Below are 14,213 nucleotides of genomic sequence, written 5' to 3' on the forward strand. Positions count from 1 at the left end.
TCATGGACGAAATAATTGAACGTCTTGAAAATCTCCAACGCCTAATTGAGAACCAGGGGATTTACACAAAGGAAGTTTTAAACTTCAATGAAGCTTGCCAGTATCTGGAGCTTTCCCAATCTCACTTGTACAAGTTGACAAGTGCAGGGAGCATTCCGCACTACAAGCCCAATGGAAAGAAGCTCTATTTCAAAAGAAGCGAGTTGGAAAGCTGGTTGCTACGCAACCGCAATTCCACTCAGGAAGAAATAGACCAAAGGGCAGCGGATTACCTAATCAAGAAAGGGAGGGTGAAGCTATGAACGAGATAATGGATATGATCTTGACGCTAACTCAAGACATAAAAACAGTCAAAGCCTACCTCCTCAACTTCCATAAATCACGCTTGGAGCAATTCAGCGAAGAGTGGATTGATGGACAGGTAGTGATGCAAACGCTTCACATCAGCAAAAGAACCCTCCAATCCCTTCGGGATAGTGGGGTTCTTCCCTACAGCCGAATCAATGGCAAATTCTACTACAAGGTTTCTGATATAGAAGCCTTGCTGGAATCCAATTACTCACCTTCAAAATCAAAGCACTATGGAGGTAAGTAGAAAAGCCATTCTCGACAAAACGCACTACGGCTTAAATATCTACGCCTATGTGCTGCGACAGTACTATCCGGGTGAAACAGTCCTTTCCCTTTCGGGAAGGGACTGCAAACCTGCGAAGAACCCATTCAATGCGGACAAGCCTACATTGTTGGTAAAGGTTGTTGACGGTTGTGCTACGCACACCGATTCAGAAGAAGCCATTGCACAAGGCAATGTCTTTGATTTTGCAGCACTGCATTACAGCCTCGAAGGGCAAGCCCTTCTCGACAAGCTGAATGAAGAACTGCATTTGCGTATCGGTAAGCAACAGGGTTTTTACACTCAGGCAGATTCGCAACCTACGGTTGCTCTACCTGAAATAGTCAAACCGGCTCCGCCAGTTTTCAGCTATTTCAATAAGCCTGTCACCAATGTAACACCAAGTCGGCAAGCCTCCTTGGTTGAGGTGTACAACCTTATCAAAGGCAATGAATTTGCATCGTGTACAAGTACACTCCGCAACATTCCCGACCCGAAGGAAGCCAGAAAATTCAAGGCTCAAAATTTCGATTATGTAACCTTCTCAGGCACTTTCTCAAAGAGAAATGATGCAAACCTCCAAAGACATTCAGGTTTGCTCACAATCGATTTTGACCACATTCAGGACATTCCTACACTCAAGGCAGCACTACTCAACGACCACTACTTTGAAACGGAGCTACTGTTTGTATCTCCTTCAGGTGATGGCCTCAAATGGGTAATTCCAATCGACTTGACGCAGGCAAAACACCAGGACTATTTCAAGGCAGTGGCAAACTACGTTTCCCACACTTACCAACTCGAAATAGACCAATCAGGGAAGGACATTTCAAGAGCCTGTTTCCTTCCGCATGATTCAGAAATATTCATCAATCCTAAATACTTGTAGGACATGGAAAGAAAAACATTCAATCCGCAGGATTGGCTTAATCAGCCAACCCCGCAACCGAAAGTTACAGAGCAACAAACTTTCAATACAGATTCTCAAATAGACGAAGTAGAACGTATCATCCAGAGCATTGAAGCCAACCGAACAGATATTACCTCCACGTATAGCGATTGGGTAAATGTCGGCTTTGCCTTTGCTGATGAGTTTGGTGAGAACGGCAGAAACCTTTTCCATAGAGTAAGCCAGTTCTATCCCGATTATTCCGCTACGGAGTGCGACAAGCAATTTGACAATTGCTTGAAATCAAAAGGTCATGGCGTTTCACTAAAGACCTTTTTCTACCTCGCCAAAGATGCAGGAATTGACATTACACCTCCACGGACAGAAAAACAGGATCATCGTACTTTCAAAAGTGAAAAGCTGAATAGTAGTCAATCTGAATACCAACAGCCCGAAAATCAGGAACCCGAAGAAATGCCAACCTTTCCAGATTCCTTGTTTCCTGAACTTCCTGAATTTCTGCAAAAGGTTGTGGCTGTTGCCACCTCCAATGAGGAAAGAGATATTCTACTCCTCGGTTCCCTCGGAGCTATTAGCGCATGTTTGCCCAAAGTATCGGGCATCTATGATGGCAAACGAGTATTCCCCAATCTATTCCTATTCATTACAGCCCAGGCATCCGCAGGTAAAGGCCGCTTGGTGCATTGTCGCCAGTTAGTTAACCCTATTCACAAAGAATTGAGGGAACAAGCCAAACTCCACAAACAGCACTATGAATTGGAAATGGCAGAATACAACTCCAAGAAGGGAAAGGAAGACGGTATCGAGAAGCCAGCCAAACCACCTGAAAAAATGCTGTTCATTCCGGCCAACAATAGTTCAACGGGAGCTTATCAACTTTTGGGTGACAGTGATGGCAGAGGGCTAATTTTCGAGACCGAAGGTGATACCTTAGCGCATGCCTTCAAAAGCGATTACGGAAATTACAGTGATGGCTTTAGAAAAGCCTTTCACCATGAAACCATTTCCTACTATCGCAGAACCGACCGTGAGTTTGTGGACATAGAAAGCCCTTGCCTTTCTACTGTCCTTTCAGGAACGCCAAAACAAGTCTCAGCTTTGATACCCAACGCTGAAAACGGCTTGTTCAGCCGTTTCATCTTCTATTTCATGAACGTTCGTCCGGTATGGAAAAATGTCTTTGCGAGCCAAACCGATAACGGATTGGACGATTACTTTGAAGCCTTGGGCAATGAGTTCTATGAACTCTACAAAGTCATCATGCAGGATGAACCCCGCCAGTTTCACCTTACAGCAGACCAACAGGAGCAATTCAACCAGGTCTTCGGTCAGATACAGGATAAATACATGAACCTTCAAGGGTTGGACTACATGGCCACTATCAGGAGGTTAGGTTTGATTGCTTACCGAATCTCCATGATATTCTCCGCTTTGCGGATCATGGAAACAGGTGACACTTCCAAGAAGCTGATTTGTGAAGAAAGGGATTTTCAAGCTTCGCTTTCAATGGTCAAAGTACTGGTGAAGCATTCAAGCAAAGTGTTTGGAGAACTTCCACAAGAAGAACCCAAGCCAAGCAGAATGAATAAGAAGGAGAAGTTTCTGTATGCATTGCCACACACCTTCAATCGACAGAAGTATCTCGAAGTAGCAAAAGCCATGAGCATTCCGGCAAAGACAGCCGAAGGCTATATCACCGCTTTTGCCAAATCGGGATTAGTTCACCGTGAATCTCAGGACAATTATATCAACACCTCACTTGAGGAAGTTAAGGATTCTAAGGATGCTGAGGACTTATAATCCTTGGCATCCTCTATTTCCTCAAAATCCTGAATCTTAAAAAATCAGTCCAACCTCTTTTTTCTTTCTTTTCTTTTCCTATATTGTCCTAAATTTGACAAGTCATAAATTAACAGGTCATGCACTTTGGTGAAAGGATTAGAGAGCTGCGAGAAAGCCAGGGGCTTTTGCAGCGACAATTAGCGGCCAATCTTGAAATAGACACTCCCATGTTTAGCAAGATTGAGCGTGGTGATAGGAAGGCGAAGCGTGAACAGGTAGAGCTGTTGGCAGAATTACTCCATACGGATAAACCTCAGCTCCTCACTCTTTGGTTGGCAGACCAAATTTTTGATTTTGTGAAGGATGAGGCTTTCGCCTCAAATTCCCTTCACATGGTAATTGACTGGATTAAAAACACTAAGAAATAAATGAGCATGGACGGCAAATCTTTGAATATTACGGAAGACCTTATCTCCAAATTGAAGGAAATCATTCCGGGTGCCTTTACCGAGGACAAAATCAATGTAGAACAACTCAAGCAAGTCTTAGGGGAAAGCATTAGTACAGATACAGATCGTTATCAACTTACTTGGGCAGGCAAAAACGAAGCTTATAAGGTTCTTCAAATACCTACAACTGAAACTTTAGCACCAAACTTTAATGGTTCAGTAAATTGGGATGATGCTGAAAATATCTTTATTGAAGGAGAGAACCTCAAGGTCCTTAAAGCATTGCAAAAATCTTATTATGGTAAAGTAAAGTTTATTTCAATAGATCCACCGTATAACACGGGTTCAGATAGTTTTATTTATCCAGACAATTTCTCGGAAACTAAAGAAGAGTACCTCAAAAAGCTTGGGGAGAAGGATGAGGAAGGTTACATGACAAGAGAAGGTCTATTTCGGCCTAATCGAAAAGAGAACGGCCAATTTCACTCAAATTGGCTTTCCATGATGCTACCACGACTATTTTTAGCGAGAAACTTACTCAAAGAAGATGGGGCTATATTGATTCATATAGACGAGCATGAGCAAGCCAACCTTTCACTCTTATTAAATGAAATTTTTGGAGAGGATAATTTGATTGGCAATATTATTTGGGATAAAGGCAATCCCAAGGGTGACGCAATGGGTATTGCATATCAGCATGAATCAATTCTGGTTTATGCTAAAAACAAAGAAAAATTTCTTTCTGAAACAGATTTATCACGAAAGAAAAAGAATGCTGAAAGGATGCTCAAAAAGGCATCAGAACTATACAAGCTACTTAATACTATTGACATTCCAGCAGAAGTTAAGAAAGTCCATAAAGAATTTAATCTGCCAGATGAAGTCTTGACCAAAGCCAAACGTAAATTCACTTTAGAGGAAATTAATTCACAATTTAATACTTGGATAAAAAAGCAAGGATTATCTGGTGGTGAAGCTGCATACAATAAGATTGATGAAAATGGAAATGTATACAGGCTGGTTTCAATGGCATGGCCAAATAAAAAGAAAGCACCAGATGATTACTTTGTTCCATTAATTCATCCCGTAACCAATAAAGCTTGCCCACTACCTCAAAGAGGTTGGCGGTTCCCTACTTCTACAATGAAGGAGTTGTTGGATAAAGGAGAAATAGTCTTTGGAGCCGACCATACAGTTCAACCACAACGGAAGTATTTGTTGAAGGAAAATATGTCTGAAAACTTACCCTCAATTCTTTTTTATGGCGGTAGTGATGACAGTTTGCTGAGAAACTTAGACTTAGAATTTGAAAATCCCAAACCAGTTGAGTTCACTAAATCACTTATTCAAGCATTTACAAAACCAAACAGTTTTGATATTGTATTAGACTTTTTCGCAGGTTCTGGAACAACAGCACATGCGGTCATTGAATGCAATAAATCAGACAACGGAAATAGACGATTTATTTGTGTCCAACTTCCCGAAAAAATTGATGAAGATTCAGATATGTTCAAAAGGGGTTTTGCATCAATTGCAGAACTTACAACTGAACGTATTAAAAGAGTTTTTACGGACTATAATGCTTCACAAGCCCAACAACTGAATTTTAATAACAAAAAGCCAATAGGCTTCCGCAGCTTCGTTTTAACTGCGTCCAATTTTAAAATATGGAGAGGCGACATGATTTCGAATGAAGAAGAACTTCTCAATCAAATATCCATGTTTAACGATTCGATTAAATCAAATTCTGCCTCTATAAATATCCTATGGGAACTAGTTTTAAAGAGTGGTCTTCCATTGACAGAAAAGATAGAGAAAGTAGAACTTGGGAAATCCGAAATAATATATCTCACTGAAGGTCATCGCATAGCATTCTGCCTAGACAAGTTTACCCCTGAAATACAAGCTAAAATCATTGAATTAGCTCCTTCGCTTTTTGTCTGTTTGGACTCTCTATTCAATAAGGACGATCGAAACAAAACAAACACTCAGCTTAAACTGCAAGACAGCGGCATTGAGTTCAAAACACTTTGATGATATGGATTACTACAAGAACAATGCAATATATGACCATTTGATTCAATCAAATTCACCCCACTATAAGTTCGTAGTAGGTAATGCTTGGCAACTTGTTTATGGTAATAAATCTTGCCAGCCCTTAGTATTAATTTTTGCTGTAGGCGTTCCAAACTCTCACTTGTCAGAACCTCCAAGCGACCAAGAAAAAGAAGCATTCTCCTTACTTGAATATACTGGGAAGAAAGCAGGTCTAAGAGTGGGTTACATAAGGTTTGCTTGTGACATTCCAGAAATTGATACAGTCATAACTTCAAATGGGAGCTTTAATTACACAACTGTTAATATGGACGGTCTATCAAGAATTTTTGAGTCCACTGGACTTCCAGTATCAAGAACAGCAACCGCCAAATATCTTAATGACAAATCATCAAGTGCTTACCATAATTGGCAAAGATCAAGCTTAGGCGTTGATTTAACTGTTTCAGACATTGACTTATGGCGTCTTGATAATGAAGGGAATCCCGAAATTATTTATGAATTGAAACGCTCTTACTATGATTTAGAAAAATGGAAACCATTCACTGATGACTACAGGAATTTTCAATTACTCTCAAATCTTTGTCAAAGAGCTGGTATCAAGCTCAAAATTCTTTATAACCAAAGAATCAAAACTCCTTTTCAGGATAAAATAGATAGACTAAAAATATTCTCAGTTGATTTTTCAAAAAATCCGCCAATAGAGAATAATGGCATAATCACATTAAAGGAATTTGAAAATTTATAGCAGGTGAAACTACAGTTCGATAAAAACCAAGAATACCAGCTTCAAGCCATTCAATCAGTTATTGACTTGTTTGACGGCCAGCCTTTGAGCAATTCAGATTTTGAGTTCTCTATGGCTGATACCAATAGTGGCAGTATTACTTTCACCGAGGCAGGTGTGGGTAACAATCTTGCACTTACGGAAGAAGAATTGCTCACAAACCTCAACAAAGTTCAGACGGAAAATGAGCTAAGAGAAGACGAAATATCACCTGCCATTGAAAAGCTTTGGTACAATGAAGACGCATCCGTAAAAGGCGTTCTGGAAGGTAAAACGGTAGTAACCGAGTTTCCCAACTACTCCGTAGAAATGGAAACCGGAACAGGCAAAACCTATGTGTATCTCCGTTCTGTTTACGAACTCAACAAGGTGTATGGCTTTAAGAAGTTTGTAATTGTAGTTCCTTCCGTGGCTATCCGTGAAGGAGTTATCAAATCCCTCCAAATCACCTTCGATCACTTTCAGGAAATCTACGAAAATCAACCTGCGGATTACAAGGTCTATGATTCAGGCCGTTTGTCAGACTTGGGCAATTTTGCCAAAAGCAACGCCATACAAATTTTAGTAATCAATATTGATTCCTTCACCAAAGATGCCAACGTCATCAATCAGGTAAGAGAATCAGGCATAAAGCCCATAGAGTACATTCAGAAATCCAATCCGATTGTGATTATAGACGAGCCGCAGAATATGGAAACGGATATTCGAAAGCGAGCTATTGCCAATCTAAACCCCCTATTTACACTGAGGTATTCTGCTACACACAAAAACCTTTACAACCTGGTCTATAAGCTTGACCCGGTGAAGGCGTATGATTTAGGCTTGGTAAAGCAAATTGAGGTTGATTCCGTTATAGCCCGAAACGATAGTTCAGGAGCCTTTATTAGTGTAGATGGTTTCCGTATGGCTAAGAAATCAGTAACTGCCAAGGTTTCAATATTTGTCAATGAAAAAACAGGTGTACAGAAGAAACAAGTTTCCGCAAATGTTGGAGACGACCTTTATAAGCTTTCTAAAAATTGGGACATATACAAGGACGGCTATGTAATCAATGAGATAGATGCCGACAATCAGTTCATTGAATTTTCAAGTGGTCAAATTGTCTATCAGGGTCAAGCCGTAGGGGGTCTTACCGACCAGATACTTAGGGAAATGGTAGATGCCACGGTAGAGAACCACTTCAAGAAGGAGAAAGAGTTGCAGGGCAAAGGAATCAAGGTCTTATCAATCTTTTTTATCGACCGTGTGGCAAACTACCGTGAGTATGATGATAGCGGAAACACCGTACAGGGGAAGTTTGCCGAATGGTTTGAAGAAAGCTATACCAAATGGCAAAGTATGCCTGCTTACAGGGGTTTAATGAGCTTCAAAGCTAAAGACGTGCATGATGGATATTTCAGCCAGGATAAAGCAGGTAAATACAAAGACACCAAAGAAACTCGAACTACCAAAGCTGATGATGATACCTTCAACCTAATCATGCGAGATAAGGAAAGGCTATTGGATGAAAAAGTGCCTCTCCGATTCATTTTCAGTCACTCCGCATTGCGTGAAGGTTGGGACAATCCCAATGTATTCCAAATCTGTACGCTTAACGAAACCAAGTCGGATATAAAGAAACGACAGGAAATCGGAAGAGGTCTCCGCTTATGCGTTGACCAAACCGGAGCAAGAAACCTTGACCGTGCTATCAATAGGCTTACTGTCATCGCCAATGAAGCCTATGAATCATTCTCTAAAGCCTTACAAAAGGAAATAGAGGAAGATTGTGGCGTGAAGTTCGAAGGCCGTATCAAAAATGCAAGAGCAAGAACAAGCGTAAAACTCAAAGACAAATGGATGGAGGATGCGCTATTCCTTGAGCTTTGGGAGAAAATAAGAGCTAAAACAGAATATAAAGTTGATTATAGCACCGAAGAGCTAATTGCAAATTGTGTGGCTGCATTGCAAGCAATGCCCCCTATCGAACGTCCTGTAATCTACCGTGAAAAGAATGTAGCAAAATTCGTTAGGGATGCCAAAGGCAAGCTGATTGAATTAGGCGGAGAGCAGAAAGGCTCAAAGGAGAAAATGGTAAAGGACACCAATTATGAAATCCCTGATTTCATTGCTTATATCCAGTCTAAAACAGAGCTTACCCGAGATACCATTACCCAAATCGTATTGAACTCAAACCGATTGGGCGAAATCTTTAACAACCCTCAGTTATTCATGGATAGCGTGGTACGCATCATCAAACATGAATTTGACCGAATCAAGATCAATGGCATCCAATATGAAAAGATTGCCGGACAGGTCTATGAAATGAAGTTGTTTGAATCCGCAGAAATTGAGCAGTATTTAGAAAACCTGATAGAGGTTAAGAAACAAGCCAAAACGCTTTACAACTATGTGGCCATTGATTCACTCAGTTCACCGGAACGCAGGTTTGCCGAAGATTGCGAAAACAGGGATGATATACTTTTCTATGTAAAGCTTCCAAGAACATTTGTGGTCAAAACTCCAATTGGTCCCTACAATCCTGATTGGGCATTGATTAAGAAAGAGGACGGTGAAGAAACCAAAATCTACTTTGTAGCTGAAACCAAAGACCCTAAAGCAGCAAAAGACCGCACCTTATTAAGAGATAGCGAGCGATTGAAAATAGCATGTGCAGAAAAGCATTTTGAAGTAATAGATCATGTGAATTACCGTGTAGTTGGCTCAGTGAGTGATTTGAAAGTTTGAAACAACCAGCATTGACCCGTTTTGATATGGCAACAGAGAAACAATTTTTAACCAGGCTACAGGAGATTAAGCAAAGAGACGTGGAAGTTTTGCTTAAAAAGGCGTACCGTGGTATTTGGGAAACAGCAATTAAGAAGTATTCCGACAGTGCCCACTTCGTTTATGAATTGCTGCAGAACGCAGATGATACAAAAGCCACTTGGGTTGATTTTCGCCTTGAAGAAGACGGACTTTGGTTTAAGCACAATGGCTCTGTTCGCTTCTCCATATCAGACCCGGACAATGAAGATGAAGATTCAGAAACTGGCAACCTTGGCCATATAAACGCCATTACTTCCATTGGCAATTCAACCAAGATTGATGAACAAAAAATCGGAAAGTTTGGAATAGGCTTCAAAGCGGTTTTTGCTTACAGCATGTCTCCGCACATTTATGATGATAATTTCAACTTCAAACTGGAAAACTACATTGTGCCCAATGAAATTGAATCCTTGAATGGCCAGAGGGCAGCAGGTGAAACAGTTTTCTACTTCCCTTTTAATCACATTTCAAAGTCGCCAGAGGATGCCTATACCGAGATTGAGGACAAATTAGATTCACTCTTTCAACCTATTTTATTCCTTACCAATCTTCAAAAGATAACTTGGAAATCCAATGAGAAAGAAGGCATCTATTCAAAGCGAGCATTAAAAACAGAACAGTTCGACAATATCCGAGCTGAGTTAATGGAGGTTGAAAGCGTAGAAAATGAAGTCAATAAAAAAGAATTGATATGGTTATTCTCTACTGGCGTTTCACACAAGCAGCTTAAATCCCACCACCGCATCTATGTGGGTTTCTTTGTTCTCGATCAAAAGGAACTGGAAACTGGATATACCTATGAAGCATTTTGCTTCTTTCCAACCAAAGAAGAAACCAAGTTAGGATTTGTTATTCAGGCCCCATTCCTTTTGACAGATAGTAGAGAGGGAATAAAAGCAGGTGAGCAATGGAATGTGGAAATCATGCAGCTTGCGGCAAAGCTTGCTGCCAATTCTTTACCGATACTCAAAACCATTGGTGAAAGGGATAAAACCTACCTACTCAACGACAGTATTTTAGAACTGATTCCATACAAGGAAAGTGATTTTTCAGACGTAGGTAGTAAAGCGAAAATTTCATTCAAACCCTTCTATACCGAAATCCTAAAGAAGTTTCAAGCCGACCAATTACTGCCTGGCAGAAATGGGAAGTACTACAAAACTGCAAAGTCATATTGGGCATCAGATCCCGAGTTAGCAGAACTCTTTTCCGACCAACAAATCAGCAAGCTAATGGGCAACCCAGATTCAGGATTGGTGTTCGTAAGCAAGGGACAGAAGCAACTTAACCAAGCGAATAAGACCTTAGAAAGCTATATCAATTCAATCATTAACGACACCTTAGACCCTAAAAAACTTCTGAGGAGAATTGATGCTTCTTTCATGGAAGCACAATCAGATGAATGGTTATTGAAATTCTATGCCTATTTGGGAGGTCGAAAATCTCTTTGGGACGATAAAGAGAAGCTTGCTCAAAAACGACCAATCCTGCTAAATCAAGACAGAAAGGCCGTTGTACCCTTCAATGATGATTTAACAGCACCAAATATTTTTCTACCTTCTGAAAGGGCAACAAGCTACGATACCATTTACAAGCCATTTACAGAGGATGAAGAAGCCCTGGACTTCTTCAAGGGTTTGGGTATTGGTAAACCCGACTTACGAGCTGAAATCTTCAAGACCATAATTCCGCAATACAAGAATGGGTTTAACTATGATGATAAGGACAAAATCTTAGCCCACTTCGATTCTTTCTTATCCTACTATGATGCTTGCCCGGCTTCTCTCCAAAGTGACTATCTCGATAAGCTCCAAGAGACTTGTTTCATAGCATCCCGAAAAGCCAGTGACCCTGATACAATTTACTTTTGCTTCCCTGAGTCCGTTTACATTCCAAGTGAAAAGCTCAACAAATACTTTGCTAACGCAAAGGAGGTATATATTTTGGATGAAGATTACTATTTGGATTTTATCCATAGTCCTCGCAAAAGCTCGTTCTATTCATTTCTTTCGGCCTTAGGTTGCAGCAATCAACCCCGTTTGATAGATAGGGAATTAGAATCCAACTACGAGAACAAGGAAAGATTTGGTCTTGAAGAAATTGAAGTATCACAAACCTATGTCTCTAATCAAACTATTACAGATACCATTCTGGAAGGAATAGAGGAAGCAGTATCAAACATCAATCCCGAACTATCAGCCCTGATTTGGGAATACATGTTATTCCATGTACATGGTAAGTCGTCTTACTCGCTCGAATCAAGTATCATGGGCAACTTTCGATACGTCCCCAAATGGAACCAATATCCAAAGTCCCAAAAGTTTGAATCCACACTATCATCTATTCTCAAAAATGATAAATGGCTATATGATACAGAGGGCAATTTAAAATCAGCATCAGAAATTCAAAGAGAAGACCTAAACGAAATCTACACTTCACAGGATTTTGACATTTCTGCATTCCTTGAATTTTTAGGAATTGAAAGCCCTGAAGATGAATTAGACCTCTCCGAGGAACAACGAGCAGCTTACCTGCTTGGCAAAAAACTACAAGAGGAAGGAATCACTGAAGAAGAATTAGCAGAGGCATTGAGCATGATAAAGGCTAAAAAGAAGTCCGCAGGTGCTCAGGGCAATCCCAATACTGATGAAGAAGAAGACTTCATGGATGATGCCATTGAAGACACCTTAGACCGCCTTAAAAAGGGAATCAAAAAGAAGCGAAAGGCCAGAGCTGAAAATCAAGATGAAGAAACTCAAAAAGAAGAGCAGGAATCTCCTGAATCAATGGCAGATCAGGATGAATACACAAAACCTTCTGTTGACCTTCAAAAGAAGATTGACAAGCTAAAGGAACAGACAGAAGCTCAAATTGAAGACCTTACCCGAATTGAGAAACTGAACGAGATTGTTGATGAATCTGAAATGTATTCCTATGCTTGGTTCAAAGCTTTGCTTGAACTGGAATACCTGAGTAGTTCAGAATCCAACACTCAAGGAAAAGAAATATCAATCCAATTCACTAAAGCAGAAAAAGAACCGGGTACAGAAAGGACATTGATTCTCAAGCATCCGAACAGATATATCCCTCAATCCATTGAGGATATTGGAGACCTGCAAATTCGCTTGTATCATGGTGAAGAATCCAAGACCGTAACCGTGGAGGTTGTGAGTGTTAAAGAATATACCCTTCGGGCAAAGCTGAAAAAGTCTGCCGACATTTCAGAGATTGACCTATCTAAGGTAAACCGAATAGTCATTGACATAAAGAATCCTGTTTTCATTCTTGAAGAACTTAGAAAAGCCTTCAATCAACTTGGCTTAGAGGATGATTATAATCTACAGCAAAACCTTCCAGAGGATATTCGATTCATATTTGGCCCTCCCGGTACAGGTAAAACAACCTATCTCGCAACCAATGAGATTATACCTCTTATGCAGCAGGAAGAAAACCTCAAAGTGCTAGTACTTACACCAACCAATAAATCAGCAGACGTTCTTACAAAGCGTATTATTGAAAAAATGGGTGATGATGAAACCTATCACCATTGGCTTCTCCGCTTTGGAAATACAAGTGATGAATCACTGGAAAATAGCTCGGTTGTAATTGATAAAGCGTTCGACATTAGAACCAAGCCCAAGAATACCACAATAACCACAATTGCGAGATTTGCTTACGACTATTTCCAACCCGAAATCCATGATGAACGCCTGCACCTGAAATTTCTTGAATGGGACTACATTATCATTGATGAAGCTTCAATGGTGAACTTGGCCAGTATAGCTTACGTCCTTTATCAAAAGCCAGATGCAAAATTTGTAATAGCAGGAGATCCTTTCCAGATTCAACCAATTACACTTATTGACCATTGGAAGGATATGAATATCTACAGCATGGTCAATCTCGACAGATTCGTAGAGCCAACAACTGTTCCCCATGAATTTGAAATAGTTAACCTACGCAAGCAATATAGGGCAGTTCCCACCATTGGAAATGTTTTCAGTCACTTCACTTACAATGGCATTCTCGAACACCATAGAACAAGTACAGAGCAAAAGCCATTGACCATATCCGGCTTTGATTTCAAGGACATTAACATTATCAAATTTCCAGTAGCAAAGTTTGAAAGCATTTACAAGCCAAATACGCTTAACAAATCAAACTATCAGGTCTATTCAGCTTTGTTCACGGTTGAGTTCGCCCAGTCACTTGCTTTTCAGATTCAATCAAGCCACAAAGACAAATTCAGAATTGGAATCATTTGTCCTTACAAGGCTCAAGCTACTCTAATTGAAAAGCTCCTTGCTCAACAATTTGAAGACACTGATAAGGTAGAAATCCTTATCGGGACTATTCACGGCTTCCAAGGTGATGAATGTGATATTATCATTTCGATTTTTAACCCGCCATACTCGATAAGCAAACACCCGGGTATGTTCCTCAATAAGCAGAACATACTCAATGTATCCATTAGTCGGGCAAGAGATTATTTATTCATCATAATGCCAGACGACAACACGCAGGATATTGAGAACCTATATAAAATCAAGAAAATAGAAAGATTGATTTATCGCCATGCTCCTAACAATCACTCAGTTTACGAATCCACGGAGATTGAGGAAATTATGTTTGGCAGCGATACCTACATTTATGACAACTCCTTCGCTACTTCTCACCAAACTGTAAATGTGTATTCAAAACCAGAGCGGAAGTATGAAGTCCGTTGTGAAGAGGTAGCTGTTGACGTTCAAATTAAACAATGATTAAACACCCGTTAAAAGAAAAAATGAAAACTTAATATCGAATTAA

General features: G+C 40.2%; 9 protein-coding genes. All 9 read left to right on the forward strand.

What is annotated here, in order from left to right:
- Positions 1–2 precede the first annotated feature (2 nt).
- The 9 genes from D9O48_RS11345 (at position 3) to D9O48_RS11385 (ending at position 14,167) form a co-directional block, all read left to right on the forward strand.
- Positions 3–302, forward strand: coding sequence for a helix-turn-helix domain-containing protein (locus tag D9O48_RS11345; RefSeq protein WP_126973094.1), 300 nt, complete (start codon positions 3–5; stop codon positions 300–302).
- A 125-nt stretch (positions 303–427) separates the two neighbouring features.
- Entirely contained in the window at positions 428–595 is a 168-nt protein-coding gene (locus tag D9O48_RS19040) for a helix-turn-helix domain-containing protein (RefSeq protein ID WP_233589239.1), read from the forward strand.
- Positions 582–1,502 carry a BT4734/BF3469 family protein gene (locus D9O48_RS11355; RefSeq protein WP_126973095.1) on the forward strand — a complete coding sequence of 307 codons (921 nt, stop codon included), beginning with the start codon at positions 582–584 and terminating at the stop codon, positions 1,500–1,502. The genes D9O48_RS19040 and D9O48_RS11355 overlap by 14 nt, the downstream gene beginning before the upstream one ends.
- A gap of 3 nt (positions 1,503–1,505) precedes the next feature.
- Positions 1,506–3,323 carry a DUF3987 domain-containing protein gene (locus D9O48_RS11360; protein WP_126973096.1) on the forward strand — a complete coding sequence of 606 codons (1,818 nt, stop codon included), beginning with the start codon at positions 1,506–1,508 and terminating at the stop codon, positions 3,321–3,323.
- 119 nt (positions 3,324–3,442) lie between these two features.
- Positions 3,443–3,733, forward strand: coding sequence for a helix-turn-helix domain-containing protein (locus tag D9O48_RS11365; RefSeq protein ID WP_126973097.1), 291 nt, complete (start codon positions 3,443–3,445; stop codon positions 3,731–3,733).
- 6 nt (positions 3,734–3,739) lie between these two features.
- Complete coding sequence (locus tag D9O48_RS11370; protein ID WP_158624873.1) at positions 3,740–5,788, forward strand: site-specific DNA-methyltransferase; 2,049 nt, start codon at positions 3,740–3,742, stop codon at positions 5,786–5,788.
- Between the two features lie 4 nt (positions 5,789–5,792).
- The gene (locus D9O48_RS11375) at positions 5,793–6,557 is read left to right on the forward strand and encodes a hypothetical protein (RefSeq protein WP_126973099.1); all 765 of its coding nucleotides are present in this window, start codon (positions 5,793–5,795) and stop codon (positions 6,555–6,557) included.
- A gap of 3 nt (positions 6,558–6,560) precedes the next feature.
- Positions 6,561–9,323, forward strand: a complete 2,763-nt coding sequence (locus D9O48_RS11380) for a restriction endonuclease (RefSeq protein WP_126973100.1) — start codon at positions 6,561–6,563, stop codon at positions 9,321–9,323.
- 11 nt (positions 9,324–9,334) lie between these two features.
- Positions 9,335–14,167 carry a DEAD/DEAH box helicase gene (locus tag D9O48_RS11385; protein WP_158624874.1) on the forward strand — a complete coding sequence of 1,611 codons (4,833 nt, stop codon included), beginning with the start codon at positions 9,335–9,337 and terminating at the stop codon, positions 14,165–14,167.
- Positions 14,168–14,213 lie beyond the last annotated feature (46 nt).

The organism is Gynurincola endophyticus, from assembly GCF_003991195.1.
Taxonomy (GTDB): Bacteria; Bacteroidota; Bacteroidia; order Chitinophagales; family Chitinophagaceae; genus Gynurincola; species Gynurincola endophyticus.